This window comes from Hymenobacter sp. (assembly GCF_035709525.1).
Classification (GTDB): domain Bacteria; phylum Bacteroidota; class Bacteroidia; order Cytophagales; family Hymenobacteraceae; genus Hymenobacter.
On the sequence record NZ_DASTEP010000005.1, the window covers coordinates 22,467 to 40,094 of the forward strand.

General features: G+C 62.2%; 14 protein-coding genes. 2 read left to right on the forward strand and 12 right to left on the reverse strand.

The features are described from left to right. Positions 1 to 130 precede the first annotated feature (130 nt). The 9 genes from VFO93_RS00300 to VFO93_RS00340 form a co-directional block, all read right to left on the reverse strand. Positions 131 to 2,707, reverse strand: a complete 2,577-nt coding sequence (locus tag VFO93_RS00300; RefSeq protein WP_325132299.1) for a DUF5686 and carboxypeptidase-like regulatory domain-containing protein — start codon at positions 2,705 to 2,707, stop codon at positions 131 to 133. Continuing rightward, positions 2,704 to 3,087: a GtrA family protein gene (locus VFO93_RS00305; protein ID WP_325132300.1), complete on the reverse strand. Its 384-nt coding sequence runs from the start codon at positions 3,085 to 3,087 to the stop codon at positions 2,704 to 2,706. Before VFO93_RS00305 ends, VFO93_RS00300 begins: the two co-directional genes overlap by 4 nt. A 116-nt stretch (positions 3,088 to 3,203) precedes the next feature. Then, a complete protein-coding gene (locus VFO93_RS00310; RefSeq protein WP_325132301.1) occupies positions 3,204 to 3,653 on the reverse strand; it encodes a phosphatidylglycerophosphatase A in 450 nt (149 codons plus the stop codon). Positions 3,654 to 3,667: 14 nt separating this feature from the next. Further along, positions 3,668 to 5,005: an inositol-3-phosphate synthase gene (locus VFO93_RS00315; RefSeq protein WP_325132302.1), complete on the reverse strand. Its 1,338-nt coding sequence runs from the start codon at positions 5,003 to 5,005 to the stop codon at positions 3,668 to 3,670. 265 nt (positions 5,006 to 5,270) lie between these two features. Beyond that, positions 5,271 to 5,972, reverse strand: coding sequence for a hypothetical protein (locus VFO93_RS00320; RefSeq protein ID WP_325132303.1), 702 nt, complete (start codon positions 5,970 to 5,972; stop codon positions 5,271 to 5,273). Between the two features lie 240 nt (positions 5,973 to 6,212). Beyond that, positions 6,213 to 7,583, reverse strand: coding sequence for an MBL fold metallo-hydrolase (locus VFO93_RS00325; RefSeq protein WP_325132304.1), 1,371 nt, complete (start codon positions 7,581 to 7,583; stop codon positions 6,213 to 6,215). Positions 7,584 to 7,838: 255 nt separating this feature from the next. Beyond that, positions 7,839 to 8,276, reverse strand: a complete 438-nt coding sequence (locus VFO93_RS00330; RefSeq protein WP_325132305.1) for a hypothetical protein — start codon at positions 8,274 to 8,276, stop codon at positions 7,839 to 7,841. A gap of 144 nt (positions 8,277 to 8,420) precedes the next feature. Beyond that, positions 8,421 to 8,873, reverse strand: a complete 453-nt coding sequence (locus VFO93_RS00335; protein WP_325132306.1) for a hypothetical protein — start codon at positions 8,871 to 8,873, stop codon at positions 8,421 to 8,423. A gap of 307 nt (positions 8,874 to 9,180) precedes the next feature. Continuing rightward, on the reverse strand, positions 9,181 to 9,552 hold the full coding sequence (locus tag VFO93_RS00340) for a hypothetical protein (protein ID WP_325132307.1): 372 nt from the start codon (positions 9,550 to 9,552) through the stop codon (positions 9,181 to 9,183). A 238-nt stretch (positions 9,553 to 9,790) separates the two neighbouring features. On the opposite strand from VFO93_RS00340, the gene VFO93_RS00345 reads away from it, so the two are divergent. Beyond that, positions 9,791 to 11,344 (forward strand): amino acid permease, encoded by a 1,554-nt coding sequence (locus VFO93_RS00345; RefSeq protein ID WP_325132308.1) that lies wholly within the window; start codon positions 9,791 to 9,793, stop codon positions 11,342 to 11,344. A 196-nt stretch (positions 11,345 to 11,540) separates the two neighbouring features. On the opposite strand, the gene VFO93_RS00350 is transcribed toward VFO93_RS00345, so the two are convergent. The 3 genes from VFO93_RS00350 to VFO93_RS00360 form a co-directional block, all read right to left on the reverse strand. After that, positions 11,541 to 13,010, reverse strand: coding sequence for a TlpA disulfide reductase family protein (locus VFO93_RS00350; RefSeq protein WP_325132309.1), 1,470 nt, complete (start codon positions 13,008 to 13,010; stop codon positions 11,541 to 11,543). A gap of 319 nt (positions 13,011 to 13,329) precedes the next feature. Next, a complete protein-coding gene (locus VFO93_RS00355) occupies positions 13,330 to 13,773 on the reverse strand; it encodes a hypothetical protein (protein ID WP_325132310.1) in 444 nt (147 codons plus the stop codon). Between the two features lie 163 nt (positions 13,774 to 13,936). Then, the gene (locus tag VFO93_RS00360; RefSeq protein ID WP_325132311.1) at positions 13,937 to 14,143 is read right to left on the reverse strand and encodes a DUF2945 domain-containing protein; all 207 of its coding nucleotides are present in this window, start codon (positions 14,141 to 14,143) and stop codon (positions 13,937 to 13,939) included. Positions 14,144 to 14,300: 157 nt separating this feature from the next. On the opposite strand from VFO93_RS00360, the gene VFO93_RS00365 reads away from it, so the two are divergent. Next, on the forward strand, positions 14,301 to 17,465 hold the full coding sequence (locus tag VFO93_RS00365; protein ID WP_325132312.1) for an amidohydrolase family protein: 3,165 nt from the start codon (positions 14,301 to 14,303) through the stop codon (positions 17,463 to 17,465). The last annotated feature ends 163 nt before the right edge of the window (positions 17,466 to 17,628 follow it).

Here is a 17,628-nt window from a genome sequence, read left to right on the forward strand (position 1 = left end):
GCGGCGGGCGCTGAGTGAGACGGTGTAGATTAGTAAGACATGAGACGTTAGATATGAGACATGAGAATGTTGATGAAGCAGTTCTCATGTCTCATGTCCAACGTCTCATGTCTTACTAATCTATAATATTCTAAAAGTCAATGCGGAAGCGCCCGCGAATGCCCCATTCGGCTACGTTGGGCCGGTCGAGGTAGGTGAGGCGCTTCACCAAATCAAGCCGGAACAGCTTGAAAATGTTGGCCACCCCCACGCTGGCTTCGGCGTAGGGCTGCCGGCCCAGCATAAAGGCTTGCTGCTCGCCCTGGCCCCGGTCGGCGCGTAAAAACTCGTAGAGGCCGGGGTTTTGGTCGGGGTTATTCTCGGCGCGCACGCCGCCGTAGAGCAGCTTCAGCGAGGCTACTTCGCGCAGCTTGAGGCGGCGAATGAGCGGCAGCTTATTGAAAATAAAGCCGTTGAAATTCTGGTCGATGAACAAGCTGACGTAGTGGTCGCTCGAAAACTCCAGGAAGTTCATCAGGTTGTAGGAGTTGAGCTGGTACGAAAACGTCTGGTTGGCGCGGTGGATGTCGAGCAGCGGCCACGGCACGCGCCCGATGATGTAGCCGCCTTCGAGCTTCACGTCGGCGTGGCCCAGTTGCGAGAGGTACACGCGCTTGGCTACGCTGGCGAGGATGTTTTCGTAGCTGTACTCGCCGCCCAGCAGCCCGCGCAGACCAGTGGTGAGGCGCAAGGTATATACCGGATTGGGCGTGATGATGGGCGTGCGGTAAAGCTTGCCCTGGTAAAACTGCTCGTTGGGCGCCCAACGCAGCGTGAGCGATACCTCGCTGGTAGTCAGGCTCGGTACGGTAACGGGGTGGTCATCATCGGCGGTGCGGAAGTAGAGCCCGCCGGCCGGCGACTGCTGCAACTTGCGGAAGCCCAGCGTGTAGGCAAAGTGGTTGCTGAACTCGTGCACGTAGTCGAGCCGGTACACGTCGTTGTAGAGGTAGCGGTCGTTCACGCCGCGCTTGAAGGACAGCAGAAAATTGTCCTCCTGCACAAACTCCAAGTCCTGCCCCGGAATGCGCGTTTCGCGCTGCACGCTGGCCCGCAGAAAGTTCTGCGGAAACTTGTAGATGCTCTTGTTATTCAGCGAGTAAGTCGAGCTCAGAAAGTATTTCCACCGCTCATCGCGGAAGCCATACGCCGCGTAGGTTTCGAAAAACACGCGCGTGCTGAGCTCGGTAGTAGTGCGCCCGCCCAGCCGCAGCCGGAAGCCCTCGACGGGGTTGAAGCTGTAAAAGGTATTAGCCGGCCCCACCTCAAACGGCCCGAAGCCCTTGTAGCCCGAAAACAAGAATGTGAACAGCGTGAGCGAACGCCGAAACGACTTGATAGTCTGAAGGGTATCGACGTTTTTGTAAATCGTACGCTCTACGGCCGAGAGGCTGTCGGGCCGGTTTTTCTGCCAGAATGCCTCGGTGCGGTTGTTGGTGCTGTCGGCCGTCGGCGCAGCCTTTTCCGGGCCGGCAAATACGGCATCCGGTATCGGCTGGCCTACCAAATAGTTGGTAAACAGCACCGTGCGCCGGCCGTAAAAGCCTGAGCCTTTGCCGGGCGTCAGGCCAAAATCGACGTCCAGAATGCTCTTGCTGAGGTGGTAGCGGCGGTCGGGGTTTTCGGCAAACTCCAGCCGCACCTCCAGGCTTTTCACGAAGTTGAGGTTGATGCGGCGGTCGATGGTGAGGTAGGCCTGCTGCACGGCGTAGTGCCCGTCCATCGTCACGTAGAGCTTGCCCTTGAAGAGCATGTCGGCCCGGTTGCGCGGGCTGAACGTCAGCTCGATAAGCTGCGGATTGTGCTGCTTGAGCGTGTCGGTGATGTAGTACTCGTAGAGCGTGGGCGCGGCCCCCGCGATGGGGCTCAGCAGCTGGTTGCCGAGCAGTGCCACGTTGTTGGCGTAGATGTCCACGTCCTGGTACATCCGGTTGAAGTACGCGCTGATGCCCTCGTTATCAATGAACTGCTTGTCGAACTGCACCTGCTTGTTGCCCAGCTCCACCACCTTGCGCGCCTCTGGGCTCTGGCGGTAGTACTCGCGGCTCAGCTTCTCCTCCAGGTAAATGGGCAGGATATTTACCCCGCCCGTAGCGGCCGAATCCTGCTTCTTAAACAGAAACTGGTAGTTCTTGAAAATCTTGCGGTTCTTGAACTTGTCCGATAAGTTGCTGAGCGAGAAGGCCATCTTCTCGTACTTGTCGTCGGTAACGTAGGCGTAGCTTTCGGGCCGGTTTTCGGGCTTGTGCTCAATTACCTGCCGGATGAGGGCCACGGCCGGGTTGTCCTTGTTCTTGTAGCGTGGCGGCTTGGTGCCCTTCACTACCACCTCGCCTAGCGTGGCCGCGCTGGCGGTCAGCGCCACGTTCAGGGTCTGCGGCGCGCCGGGCGTGATGGTTTTCGTAACCGAGCGGTAGCCCAGGTAGGCGAACACCACGTTCGTATTCGGAGCCGGCACTTGCAGCTCGTAGCGGCCGTTTTCGTCGGTGTTCACACCCACGCCGGCCGCCGGCACGGCCACGCTCACGAAGGGCAGCGGCTGCCGGGTTTTGGCATCGGTTACGGTGCCGCTCACCGTGGTGGCCTGCGCCCAGGCCGGCCCGCCGCGTAGCAGCAGCAGGCACAGCAACGCCACGCAGTAAAAAGGCCGGGTCAGCAGCGGGTTCATTTAGAGCGAAATACGAAGTGCAGTTGCAGCGGGTAGTTGAAGCCGAAACCGATTAATAATGACACGAGTAATTTACTAAGCAAGTAGTTAGCGTGCAGGACGTCGATAAGCAAATACACGCCCGCCGCGTTCAGCAGCAGGCTGCCCAGCCACACCACGGCATACCGCCCGCCCTGAGACGCGGCGCGGTGCTGCGATACTTTAAAAACCTGGTGCCGCCCGAGGTAAAAATTAGCAACGCCGCCCGCCACGTTGCCCACTACCGATGCCGCCACCGGCCCGGCGTGCAGCCCTTCGACCAGGCAAATGGTAGTCAGAAAATCGACGGCCGAGCCGGCCAGCGAGGCCGCCTGGGCTTTGAGAAACGTGAGGTAACGCATAGAAATAAGTAACGCCAAGTTCCAGCTTGGCGAGCGAGCGCAGCGAGCTAGTACGTTAGTGAGCGTCTGCTAGCGTGGATGCTCGCTGCGCTCGCTCGCCAAGCTGGAGCTTGGCGTTACAGCCACCGCAGCCCCAGCGCCAAGTGCATCAGCGCCAGCGTGTATACGCCCGCCAATACGTCGTCGAGCATCACGCCGTAGCCGCCGGGTAGCTTCTCCATACTTCTGATACCCAGTGGCTTCACAATGTCAAAAAACCGAAACAGCACCAGCCCCACCAGCAGGCGCGGCCCGGTGAGCGGCACGCCCAATAGCCCTACCCACACGCCAGCTACTTCGTCGATTACCACGCGGTAGCTGTCCTTGCCCCAGGCCGGCTCCACGCGGTGGGCCGCCCAGGTGCCCAGCCCCAGCAGGCCCGCCGTGAGCAGGCCGGCCAGGGTTGGGTTGGTAGTAAGCGCTTGGTTGGGAGCCAGGTACAGCACCAGGCAGCAAGCGGCGGCGGCTACCGTGCCGCCGCCCTTGAGGTACCCGATGCCCAGCACGCTGGCAATGGCTTTGAACACGTTACTTAGCTAGTTTACAGCGAGTCCGAAGCTTCGGTGAGGTCGGCGGGCTCGGCAATGTCGGCCAGCTGGGGCTCGCCCATCACTTCGCGCAGGGTGTTGTGCAAGGTCACGAGCTGCTTGAAAATATCGTGCTCGGGGCGCTGGCTCACGTCCTCCGTCTGCGGCGATTTCAGGTAGAACGACAGCCACTCCTGCACGCCGCTCATGCCGGCGCGCTGGGCGAGGTCGATGAACAAGGCCAGGTCGAGCACCAGCGGCGCGGCCAGAATCGAGTCGCGGCAGAGGAAGTTGATTTTAATCTGCATCGGGTAGCCGAGCCACCCGAAGATGTCGATGTTATCCCAGCTTTCCTTGTTGTCGCCGGCCGGCGGGTAGTAGTTGATGCGCACCTTGTGGTGCATGTCGCCGTAGAGCGCCGGGTTGGTTTCGGGGTGAAAAATGTCGTCCAGCACGCTTAGCTTCGACACTTCCTTGGTTTTGAAGTTGTCGGGGTCGTCGAGCACCAAGCCATCGCGGTTGCCCAGGATGTTGGTCGAAAACCAGCCTTTCACGCCCAGCGCCCGCGTTTGCAGGCCGGGGGCCACGATGGTTTTCATCAGCGTCTGGCCAGTTTTGAAGTCTTTGCCGGCCACCGGCACGCCATTGAGGGCGGCCAGTTCCAGCAGGGCGGGCACGTCCACGGTCAGGTTGGGGGCACCGTTCACGTAGGGCACGCCCTCTTTCAGCGCGGCGTAGGCATATATCATGCTCGGCGCGATGTTGGCGGCGTTCTGGCGCAGGCCTTCTTCGAAGGCGGCCAGTGTGCGGTGCGTTTCGGAGGGCTCGTGGTAGATTTCGGTCGAGCCGCACCACACCATCACGAGGCGGCTGCACCCGCGCTCGGCTTTAAAATTGCGGATGTCGGCGCGCACCTGCTCGGCCAGGTCGAGCTTGGTCGTGAAGTCCTTGACGTGCGTGCCGTCGAGGTTTTTGGCGTAGCTGCGGTCGAAAGCGGCCTTCATGGGCCGGATGGCTTGCAGCTCTTCCTTCACGGCGTGCAGCAGCATGGGCTCCAGCACCTTGGCGTGCAGCGCGGCCTCAAATACGTTGGCCTCATACACGTCCCAGCCGCCAAACTCCACTTCGTTGATGTCGGCCAGCGGCACGAAATCCTTGATTTTGGGGTAGTTGTCGGTAGCGCGGTTGAGGCGAATGTTGCCCATCTGGGTGAGCGCGCCCACCGGCTGGGCAATGTCTTTGCGCACGGCCATCACGCCGGCGATAAGGGTGGTAGCCACGGCACCCAGGCCCGGAATGAGAATGCCCAGCTTGCCGTCGGCCGGGGCCAGCCGGCCGTTAAAATCTTTCATAAGGTAAATAAAGGAGACGTGCCCGGCAGCTGAGCCCGCAGCAAGCGGGCCGGCTACGCGCGGCGAAAACGGGAGGAAAATGCTTGGCAGCCAGCAAGGGCCGCAACAGGAGGAAAAAGCGCCGGGACGGCGCTGGTCAGTCAAATGTAAAAAGCCGACCCGCAACATTGGCAGCCACAGCCAGACGCGCGAACCCACCAAATATTTGCCAACCGGCGCTAACCTTTACGCTGAAAAATAATAAGTGCTTTACAGTGAGATAACTCTAGTAAGAATATTTTTTGCCAAACGGCGGCTGTAAATCTTTGGCCGCAGTTGCTGCCACAGGCGGCGAGCCAGCCGGCGCGGCCACCCGGTACACCGTAGCTGGATAGCGGTGCCCCGGCACCCCGAAGGCCACGTGTAGCTCGCAGGGGCCGGTGGCTTCGGGCGCGAGGCGCTGGTGCAGCGCCGCCGTCACGAGTAGGTCGCTGCCGAGCTGCTGGCTTTCGTGCAGCAAGCCGGCCACTTCGCGCAGTGCCACCGGCTCGTACTGGCGCGGGGTGGCGGCTGCGCCGGGCGCTACCCAGCCCAGGCCGGCTGCCGCATTCAGGGGCAGGGCCGGCGCGCCCGCCAGGCGGCGCACGCAGTCGCGCAGCTGGGTGTAAATGGCTGTGATAGAAACTGCTGGTGCGCTGGCGGCGGGCCAGGTAAGTAGCAGGCTACCCGGCTGATGCGGCATCACCACGCCGCCGCTAGCCCCGATGGCCGGTTGGCACTCGCGCAAGGCCTCGGCCATCATAGCGGTGTGTGCCGAGCGCGTGAGGCGGGTAGTATTGGGTAGCGCTGCTAGTAGCACCAGGCGCTCTTCGCGCCCGGCGTGGGCCGCCGCCGGGGCCTGCTGAAACCAGGCCTCCAGGCCGGTGGTGCGGAGCAGCCAATGCCACAGGCCAGGCTTGGGGGATGCGGGTACTGATAAATTAGTCATGCCTCTGAAAACAGCCACGGGGCCGGGTAACAAAAAAAGCCGCCACCTTTCCCGCATGCGTGCGCGCATTTGGTAAAGGTGGCGGCTCTCTACCCAACCTTGTGCCAGTTGGCAAGGCTAGATTCCTCTAAAAGATAGAAGATTGGTAATCAGCTTGCAGTTGCTGCCAGAGTTTCGGGGGCGGCTGCTAACTGACGCTTTCTTTGTGCGGATTTCCTGAAATATCAGCTTTCCCTTCAACTAGCTGCTGCCTGGAAATTCGCTTACCGCCTCGCTCAGGTCGTAGACAGGTACCTCGGGCAAAGCATTCTGAATGATACTCGCACCCGCCGCCGAGCGGTAGCCGCCCGCGCAGTGCACCAGTACCGGCTTGTCGGTTGGAATCTCACCCACGCGTTCGCGCAGTTCGGGCAGCGGTATCAGCAGCGCATCTTTAAAGAGCGGCTTTTCGGCTTCGGTGCGGTTGCGGATGTCCACGACCGTGAAGTGCTCGGGGTGCTCGTGTGCCTCGGCTACGTCCGCGTCGGGGCTGGTGGCGGGTAGGGTGGTGGGAGCCAGTAGCGCGCCCTTGATGTTGCCTTCGTAGCCAATTTTGGCGGCTTTGCGGATAACGGCGTCGAGCTGTATCTGCGTGTCGGCCAATAAGTAAAACTTTTCATTCGGCCCTACTACCGAGCCCAGCCAGGTTTCAAACTTGCCGCCATCCATGAGGTTGATGGCGCCCGGCAGGTGGCCAGCGCGGAACTTGGCGGCCGGGCGGGTATCGATGAGTAGCACGCCGGGCTCGGGCACCGTGCCCGAGCTCAGGCGCGGCACCGAGCGCACGCTGTCCTCGAAGTTGGGCGCGCCGCGCTTGTTGAGCTGCACATCGTGCCCGAAGTATTTGGGCATGAACGGCTGGTCTTCGAGCAATACCTTAATAAACTCCTGCTCCGACATCGGTTGCAGGGCATAGTTAGTGGCCAGCTCTTTGGCGATGGTGCTGTCGAGGTCGGGGCTGGTGGTTTTGCCGCAGAGCGAGCCAGGGCCGTGGGCGGGGTACACCTTGGTGGTGCCGGGCAGGGCCATCAGCTTCTGGCGGGTGCTTTGGTAGAGCTGGGCGGCGAGCGCCTCGCGGGCGTGGCCGCCGGCGGCCTGGTCTTCGCGCAGGTCAGGGCGGCCCACGTCGCCCACAAACAGCGTGTCGCCGGTGAATACGGCGCGGGTTTGGGCGGCCTCATCCAGGAGCAGCACGCTGATGCTGTCGGGCGAGTGGCCGGGGGTGTTAATAGCGTGCAGCTCCACGGTGCCGAGCTTGAGGCGGTCGCCGTCGTCGAAGCTTTTGTGGGGGTAGCTAGCGCCGACCAGCTTGCTACAGTAGATAGTGGCGTCGGTTTCGCGGGCTATTTCGAGGTGGCTGCTCACGAAGTCGGCGTGGGGGTGGGTTTCAATCACTGCCACTATCTCGGCGTCGTGCTCGTCGGCAAAATCGTAATAGGGCTGGGGGTCGCGGCCGGGGTCAATCACGGCCATCTGCCGGCCGGCGCGCACCGCGTAGGAAGCGTGGGCCAGGCCTTTGTCGTAAAACTGCTGAATTTGCACCGCGGGGGTGCTACTACTGGGGAGGGGCATTGAGATGGAGCGGCCGCCGCCGAGCTAAGTTGCTGACTGCTTGGCGACCAAGATAGGTAGACAGGCCAAATATAAGAATACGAAGCTAAAAAAACGCGTGCCCCGCGCCCAGGGTTCCGACAGCCGCGCCGGGCCGCATTAGTCCCAGCCGCCACCCGCAAAGCGCCGGCCGCCAGCCCCTGCCACCGTACTGGCCAAACCGCAAAAAGCCTCGTTCCGGGCGAAACGAGGCTTTTTCGTGAGCGAAGCGGTTGGCTAGTCTAGGTCGGCCCCCATGCCCCCGCCGCCCTGGCGGCGCTCCTGCATTTTGGCGCGGCGCTCGGCCAGCATCTGCTGGTATTTGGTGTATTGGTCGGGGGTGAGCACAGTTTGCAGCTGGCCGTTGAACTTGTCGCGGCCGGCGCGCATGGCCTGGCCCATGGCCCGGCGGTTGCCGCCCGCGCCCTGGATGGCCGTTTGGGTTTCTTGGCGCTGGGCGGCCATGAGCTGCTGCACTTTGGCTTGCTGGTCGGCGCTCATGTTCAGTTCTTTGGCCAGGCGCTGGGCCTGGGCTTCGGCCTGCTGCTCGGGGGTGCGCATAGCCCCACCGCGGCCATTCAGGGGTGCGATTTGGGCTGGGGTAGCGGGCGTGGTTTGGGCCTGGGCGGCCGAGGTTAGGCCCAGGGTGGCGAGGAGGAGAAGGGCGTTTTTCATGGGTTGAGAAAGGGAGGCTGGAGGCTTTTAGAAGCTGGCCGGGACCGAAGGTTTAAGCCTGGTATAGTAGCGCGCACTTTGTAGTTCGCGTGCGTCTGGGTGCTCGCCAACGAACGCGAACGACAAAGTGCGCGCTACGCCAAACTAGGCTTTAGTCTTCGATTTGTCGCCGTGCTTGCCGCCCTTATGGTGGCGCTCCTGCTTCATGGCCAGGAGTTTGCTGTATTGGTCGGGCTTCAGCACGGCTTGCAGCTGGGCTTGGTACTTGGCCTGGCCAGCCTGCATGGCGTCGTGGCGGGCTTTGCGCTGGTCGGCGGTGTGGTATTGCTCTTTCAGGGCCTGGGCTTCCTGAGCCTGGGCTAGTAGTATCTGGCGCACCTTGGGTTGCTGGTCGGCGGTGAGGCCCAGCTTTTTGGTGAGCATGGCGGTGTGGTGGTCGGCGCGTTGCTCGGGCGTTTTGGCCTGGTGGTCGCCTTTTTTATGGTCGCCCATGCGGTGCACGCGGTGGGTGGGCAGCTGGGTGGTAGTGCCCGGGGCCTGGGCAAAGCTGGCGGTAGCAAAGGCCATAGCGGCCAGCAAAAACAAAGACTTTTTCATAAAGAATAAAAAGCAGAAGGGGGAGGGGAAACCGGAAGCGCGGCCGCGCCATCTTTACGGATGCCAGGGTATTTGCAAGGAGCGGGCCAAGCCCACGGGTGGGCACAAAAAAGCCCTTTTCAGGCGCTGAAAAGGGCTTTTTTATCGACGGAGAATTAATTTGTCATGCTGAGCGCAGCGTAGCGGAGTCGAAGCATCTCCACCGGTAAACTAACCTTTGACGCTTAGCAACGAAGTGGTAGAGATGCTTCGACTCCGCTGCGCTGCGCTCAGCATGACGGACGGACGTGGCCGGTAGTCCTATAATTTAATGCGCCGTGGTGTGTAGCTGCCCGATGCGGGCGGCCTTATACTGCTGGTACTGCGCGTACTGCGCCGGCGTGAGCACCTTCTGAATCAGCTCCTCCGACTTGGCGCGGTCGAAGGCCATGGCGGCTTGCAGGCCGGCGGGGTCGCCCTGGTGGGCGGTGCGGTCGGCGTCCATGTGCTGGCGCGTGAGCAGTAGCACCTGGCGCAGGCGCGTCTGCTGGTCGGGCGAGAGGCTTAGCTCCTGAGCCATGCGCTTGACCTGGCTGGCTACTGCCGCCTGCACGGCGGGCGTGGGGGGCGGCGTGGTTTGGGCGCGGGTGCCGGCCGCCGGCAGGCTCAGGAGGGCGAGGGCGATAAGGGCTTTTTTCATAATCTAAACTGGAAGAAAAATAACGAAAAGTGGAAAATAGACGGCGTAGCTAAATGCGGGCCAATCGGCAGCGCGCTTGCAAGTTTACGCACCGCAGGCAGCCCGCCCTGCGCCGCACGGGCCGCGCACCGTGCGCCAGTCGCGAAGTTTCGCGTATTTTCGGCCCGCCGTGCTGTACCCCAGCCTTCTCTAAACGCTAACCCCTCCTTACTCATTCCCTCCCCCAAACCTCTACTTCATGCCGAGTATTTTTGCTAAGAAACCGCTCGCTCAGCTGCTGGGCGAAGCCAACTCCGGCCACGGCGGCCTCCAGCGCACGCTGGGCGCGGCCAATCTCGTGGCCCTGGGCGTGGGCGCCATCATCGGGGCGGGCCTGTTTGTGCGGACTGCCGCCGCCGCCGCCCAGGCTTCGGGGCCGGGCGTCACGCTGGCGTTTATCGTGGCGGCCATTGGCTGCGCGTTTGCCGGGCTGTGCTACGCCGAGTTTGCGGCCATGATTCCGATTGCCGGCTCGGCCTACACCTACGCCTACACCACGATGGGCGAGTTTGTGGCCTGGATTATCGGCTGGGCGCTCATCATGGAATACGCCCTGGGGGCGGCTACCGTGTCCATTGCCTGGAGCGAGTACCTCAATAAGCTCTTGGAAATATTCGGGATGCAGATACCGTATAACCTCTGCCACGCCCCGGCCGAGGGCGGCTGGCTCAATTTGCCGGCGCTGCTCATTATTGTGGCGCTCAGCTTGTTGCTCATCAAAGGTACGCAGGAGTCGGCTACCTTCAACGCCATTATCGTGGTGGTGAAAGTTGCCATCGTGCTGGTGTTCATCGCCGTGGGTTGGCAGTTCATCAACCCCGCCAACCACGAGCCCTACCTCATTCCGGCCAACCAGCCCGACGTGCTCGACAAAGCCGGCAAGGTCATTATTTCCTACAAAGACTACTTCAAGCACGGCGTGGGCGGCATCGTGGGTGGCGCAGCCATCGTATTCTTCGCCTTCATCGGCTTCGACGCCGTGAGCACGGCCGCGCAGGAGGCCAAAAACCCCAAGCGCGATATGCCTATTGGCATCCTGGGTTCGCTGGTGGTGTGCACCATTCTCTACATCCTGTTTGGCCACGTGCTGACGGGCGTAGCACCCTGGACCGATTTTGCCGACCCCGCCAAGGGCCGCGAGGCCAGCGTAACCTACGCCATTGCCGCCTACATGCCCGGCTACGGCTGGCTCGCCAACACCGTGACGGTGGCCATTCTGGCCGGCTTCACGTCGGTTATCCTGGTAATGCTCATGGGCCAGAGCCGCGTATTCTTCTCGATGGCCAATGACGGCCTGATGCCCAAAGCCTTCTCCGAGCTGCACCCCAAATTCCGCACGCCCTACAAGTCCAACCTCGTGCTGCTGGTGTTCGTGGGCGCGTTCGCGGCCTTCGTGCCCGGCTCGCTGGCCGGCGACCTCACGTCGTTTGGCACGCTGCTGGCCTTCGTGCTGGTGAGCGTGGGCATCTGGATTATGCGCCGCTCCGACCCCAACCAGCACCGTCCGTTCCGCGCGCCGCTCTCGTCGGCGGGCTTCCCGCTGGTGCCGTTCATGGGCGCCATCATCTGCGGCGGCATGATTTACGCCCTCGACACTTTCACCCTGCAAGTGGCCTTCGCCTGGATGGCGCTGGGCTTCCTGGTGTACTTCATCTACGGCAAGCAAAACTCGAAGCTGCAACAAGGCATCGTGGTGATTCCGAAGGAGATGGACGAAGAAGCTTTCATCAAACCCGACCCGAATAACCGCTAGGTTACTTCTAATTGCTTTATTAAAACGGCCCCGTCAGCAAGCGCTGGCGGGGCCGTTTTGGGTTTAAGGGTGTAGAGACGCATACTTGCGTCTCGTCGTTGTTCAGCTCGCCCAGCGTGAGACGCAAGTATGCGTCTCTACACCCTACTTGCACGCCGATTTAAGCGTGCTTTGACGCGCGGACTGAAAGTCCGCGCTACGGCTGTGCCAGAATGCCTTCGATAAACGCCGCGAAGCGCTCGTCGCTGGGCCGGATGGCATCGGGCGAGCGCACCGCGCCCGTGCGGTCGAGCACGAGGTAGCGCGGTATGCTGGTTATCTCAAACTCCCGCCGCAAACGCGACGCGACGGGGTTGGTAAACCGAAAATGGTTGGCCGGGCCGCCGCGCAGCCGGCCGAGGGCCCTGCGCCAGTCTTTGGCATCGCGGTCGATGGAGAGGTAGAGCACGCTTAGGCCCTGCGCCTGGTAGCGCTTGGCTACGGCGGCCGAGGCGGGCAGCTCCGCAAGGCAAGGCGCGCACCAGCTGGCCCATATATCGAGCAGCACCACGCGGCCCTTGTGCTGGCTTAGCAGCGCCACCAGTGGCTGCGCCGGGCCGGCCGGGGCGTCGAGCGAGTCGGTGAAAACCTCGCGCCGGTACGAGCGCATGGGCACAGTAGGGTCGCCTTTGAGGGCGCGCACAAACTCGGTGTAGGGCGCTACCCAGGTTTGGTAGTCAGCGAGCAGCCGCCGAATATCCTTGTGGTGAAATCGGGCATCTTCTAAAATTTCGTAGCACGCCCAGGCCCGCTGAATGCCCCGGTAGGTTTGCCGGGCCATGGCGTAGCGGGCGCTGGTGATGGGCTGCCGGCCCGCCCGCAGGCAGAGATAAGCCGCGTAGGCGCTGAGCGCAGTAGGCAAGCCGGCCGAGCTGTCCTGGGGCGCGCGCCGCTGGTACACCGTGAGAATGCCGCTACCCGCCGTTACCGAATCGACGTAGGCGGGCGTGAGTACCCGCAGCGGGTCGCGGGGGAGCTGATATTCAGCGGGTAGTAGGAGCGTGTGGAAGATTCGCAGCCGCAGGTTTTGGGTGAGTAGGGAGGCTACTTCGGGCCGGATGCCGGGCGTGCGCTGAAGCTCAACAAGCAGCGCCTCGGTGGTGCGCTTGAGCTGCGACCAGTCGCGCAAAAACTGGTCGAGCGGTACCTTGCTGTGCGGCACGTTCATCTCAAAAAACCAGCCATCCAGGCCCACCGAACTTTGCCACACCTTGTAGCAAAAATCCAGCTCGGCCTGGTGGCGGCCCCGAAACTCGAAGGCGTACTGCTGCTCGTTGAACGATATATCCACCGTGTCGCCGGGCATTACTACCAGCGTCGGCGGCTTGAAGGCGAGTTGCCCGGGCGGTGGCTGCCGCTGCCCCCGCTTGCGCGAGGGCTTGAGAGCCGGAAACCGTACCAGCGTGGGCGAGTAGCTATTCTCATCAAAATGGACGAAAACGCGGCTGCCTGGCCGCACGGCTCCGCCTTTGCCAGCCCAATAGATATTGAAGTAGTCAATGCTTGTTACATCGGTGCCGGGCAGGCCGCGCACCACGGCATCGGGCGGCGCGGCCAGGCTGGCGCGGCTCCAGAAAACCAGGAGCAGCAGGTAGCTAAAACGCAGCATGGTAGTCAGTTTGGGCATAGCAAGGTGAGGGGAAAAGGTGTCAGATAAGTGCATCATTCGTAAAGAATTGAAACACTACTTACCCGATGCCTGAATGCCTCAAACTGCACAAGCGCGCTGCTTAAATTTAGAAAAGCCATGCTGCCGCTGTGGCCATTATGCGTTGCACGGTAGCCGCGAAGCGGCAGCACGTTGGTAGCTGGAACGGATAGCAAACGTCATGAGCCGCGAAGCGGCGGCACCAAGCGATAGGGTGCCGCTTTGCGGCTCATTGTTCCATAAAGCTGCTTGAGCTACCAACATGCCGCCGCTTCGCGGCTATCGTGCAGCAAGGAGGCTACCCCGCATTATCCTCCGGCCAGGTCCGAAACTGGTGCAGCCAGGCCAGCGCCTCAGCTTCGGTGGTAAACCAGTTTACCCAAAAGTTGGGCGACAACTGCATGGGCCGGGGCTGGGCGTAGTGCTGGGCTTGCAGGGCCTCCCAAAAGCCGGGCTGCGCGATAAACGCCAGACACGGCAGGCGGCCCAGCGACTGCCGCACCTGCGGCAAAAAATCGTCTGTCAGCCACTCGTACACGTCGAGCGGCCGGATTTCGGGGGTGTCGGCGCGCCCGTCGAGCAGCCAGAACGGGCAGCGGTGCTGCTGCGCGGCGTGGTGCAGCATTTCGCAGGCTTCCATAAATTCGGGAATCGAGAGCGGGCGCATTACTACGCCGCGCAGCAGCGGCGGCCGGGCCTCGAAGCACACCGAGTAAAACGAAGTAGTAGCGGGGGTAGCCATGATGCGAAAGCCAGGAAAAGGCTGGTAGGGTGGGAAAGGGGCAGCATGGCGTAAGATACTAGTGGAGTGGCGGCTGGGTACCGAAAACCCGGCGGCAGCGGCCGGGCCTGCGCACCCGGCGCGCTACTAGGCACGCGCCGGGGCCTGAAAAACAAAAACCAGGCTAGGCTTCTTTAACCTCGCTTTGCAGCTTGAGCACCTTGTCGCCGTTTTCCTGCACTATCACGAGCGCGGGGTCGTCGGCGGTGCCGTTGCGGGTGATTTCGCTGCCTTTGATTTTGCGCGAAATGTGTTCTTTGTGGACGCTTTCGATTTTGCCGGTGGCCGTGCCGGTGCCGTATTTCCAGCTAACAGTGGTGCCTTTGCGCATGAGATAGGGGAGGGGGAAAGGGTTGTTAATTAGGCTTACGCAGCCGTTGGCCGGCGGTTATACTCGGCTATATCGGCTGCTTTCGCTACCTTACCAGTCGCAGGAGCTTTCCGGGCAAACTGCAACTTATTCTGGCTCCCTTTTTATCGACTGCACGTTGACTTTCCTTTGTAAAAACGCCCCGCGCCTCGGGCTGGCGCTGCTGGGCCTGGGCGCGGCGCTGCCCGCGCTGGCGCAGCCCGGCACCTACCCGCGCAATGGCGTGTACGACCAGCGCCCCGGCCTCTACGCCTTCACCCACGCCACCATCCAAACCGACTACCAAACCCAGCTCAAGGACGCGACGCTGGTAATCCGGGAAGGGAAAATCGTGGCCGTGGGGCCGTCGGTCACGGTGAAAATCCCGGCCGGCGCGGTGGTGCAAGACCTGAGCGGCAAGTATTTGTACCCCGGCCTGGTCGATATTTTTACCAGCTACGGCGTGCCCGAGGCCAAAGCGCCCGAGCGCACCGGCCGGCGCGGCGGCCCGCAGTTCGACTCCCAAAAAGCGGGCGCTTTTGATTGGAACCAGGCCATTCACCCCGAAGTCAACGCCGCCGAGCTGTTCAAGGTCAATGCCGAGCAGGCCAAAGCCTACCGGGCGCTGGGCTTCGGGGCGGTGCTCACGCAGCAGCCCGATGGCCTCATGCGCGGCACGGCGGCGCTGGTGAGCCTCAACTCCGACCGCAAGGAAAACGAGGTGCTGCTGCTCGATAGGGCGGCCAGCGGGTTGTCGTTCGACAAAGGTACTTCGACCCAGGACTACCCCAGCTCGCTGATGGGCAGCATCGCGCTGCTGCGCCAAACCTACCTCGACGCGCAGTGGAACCAGCGCAACCCGCGCCGTGAGCAGAACCTGTCGCTGCTGGCCCTCACGCAGCAAAAGCTGCTGCCCGCCCTGTTTGAGGTGCGCGACAAAAACTCGGCCCTGCGCGCCGACCGCGTGGGCGACGAGGCGGGCGTGCAGTACATCATCAAGGGCCGGGGCGACGAGTACCAGCGCCTGCCCGAGCTGAAAACCACCGGGGCCACCTTCGTGGTGCCCGTCAATTTTCCCGAAGCGTACCAGGTTGAGGATGTGTACGATGCCCAGCGCATCGCCCTCGAAGACATGCAGCACTGGGAGCAGGCCCCCGCCAACGCCGCCCGCCTGCGGCAGGCGGGCGTAGCCTTCTGCCTCACGGCCGCCGACCTCAAAGACAAAACCAAGTTCTGGCCCAACCTGCGCAAAGCCGCCCGCTACGGCCTCAGCGAGCAGGACATCTTGCAAGCCCTCACGGCCACGCCCGCCCGCCTGCTGCGCGCCGAAGGCGAAGTAGGCAGCCTGCGCCCCGGCCTGCAAGCCAACTTCCTTGTCTGCTCGCGCCCGCTGCTAGCCGACGATAACGTGCTGCTCGACAACTGGGTGCAGGGCGAGCGCTACCAGCTCAGCACCCTGCCCACCGACTACCGGGGCGTGTATGCGCTGCAACTGGTGACGGCCGATAAAATCCTGAAGGACGAGTATAAAATCAGCGCCGACATGCGCCTGCTCATCCAAGGTAGCAAGCCCGAAGCGCCCGAGCTGCGGGTGGTGCCCGCGGCCGGCGATACCGTGCGCGGCACCATCATGGTGAGTACCGAGCTGGCGACGATAGTCTTCAACCCGGAAGACAAAATCAAGAAGAAGCCGGCCAAGCCCAACAACGACAGCCGCCCGCCTGCTAACGCCGGGGCTACCCGCCTCAGCGGCTACTACGATGCCGCGACCAAAACCTTCCGGGGCGATGGCCTGCTGGCCCAAGGGCTGAACGCGCCCGGCATCCCCGTGACCTGGAGCGCCCGCCGCCTCGACGAGGCCAGCCGCCAGGCGTGGCTCGACACGGCCAAAGCGCCCAAGCCGCTGGTGCTCGGCCCCGTAACCTACCCGATGGGTGCGTATGGCCTCGGCGCGGCCCCCGCGCAGGAGGCGGTGTTGATTAAAAACGCCACCGTGTGGACCAGCGAAAAGGCCGGTAAGCTCGAAAACACCGATGTGCTGCTGAGCGGCGGCAAGATTCAGAAAATCGGCCGGAACTTAGCTGTGCCGGCCGGAGCGCGCACCCTTGATGGTACTGGCAAGCACCTCACGCCGGGCATTATTGACGAGCACTCGCACCTGGCTATTGCCGAGGGCGTGAACGAAGGCACGCAGGCCGTAACCAGCGAGGTGCGGGTCGGCGATGTCATTGACCCTGAAGACGTGGGCGTGTACCGCGATTTGGCGGGCGGCGTGGTGGCGGCGCAGCTGCTGCACGGCTCGGCCAATCCCATCGGCGGGCAGTCAGCCTTGATAAAAATGCGCTGGGGCGCGACCGGCCAGGAAATGAAAATTGCCGACGCACCGGGCTTCATCAAGTTCGCGCTAGGCGAAAATGTGAAGCAAAGCAACTGGGGCGAGCTCAACATCTCGCGCTTCCCGCAGACGCGCATGGGCACCGAGCAGGTGTTCGTGGATGCCTTCACCCGCGCCAAGCAGTACGAACAGGAATGGCTGGCTTACAATAAATTATCGAAAGCGCAGCAGGCCAAAATCGACGCCCCGCGCCGCGACCTGGAGCTGGATGCGCTGGTGGAAATCCTGCACGATACGCGCCATATCACCTGCCACAGCTACGTGCAAAGCGAAATCAACATGCTCATGGGCGTGTCCGACCGCATGGGCTTCAAGGTCAATACCTTCACCCACATCCTGGAAGGCTATAAAGTGGCCGACAAAATGAAGGCCCACGGCATCAACGCCAGCACGTTTTCCGACTGGTGGGCCTACAAAAACGAGGTGCGCGACGCCATTCCGTACAACGCCGCCATCATGCACCGCGTGGGGTTGAACGTAGCCATCAACTCGGACGACGCCGAAATGAGCCGCCGCCTCAATCAGGAAGCCGCCAAGAGCGTGAAATACGGCGGCGTGCCCGAAACCGAGGCCCTAGAGTTCGTCACCATCAACCCCGCCCGGATGCTGCACCTCGACAGCCGCATGGGTAGCATCGCGGTGGGCAAAGACGCCGACGTAGTACTCTGGAACGACAACCCGCTGAGCATCTACGCCAAAGCCGAAAACACTTTCGTGGATGGCCGCGAGTATTTCAGCCTGAAGCGCGACGCCGAACTGCGCCAGCAGCGCGACCGCGAGCGCCAGCGCCTGGTGCAAGCCATGCTGGCCGCCCGCAAAGCCGGCGCCCCCAGCCAAGCCCCGAAAGAAAAAGCCGCTACCCACTGGACCTGTGATACGCTGGGCCAGGAGGGCGAGATGAGTAAGTAATTGATAATGTATTGTTATGCTGAGCGCAACGCAGCGGAGTCGAAGCATCTCTGCCGCTTCTCTGCTAGCGTCAGGGTTTAGTTCACCGATAGAGATGCTTCGACTCCGCTGCGCTGCGCTCAGCATGATAAACGCGACTTGATACCATGCAAAAATTAGTCTA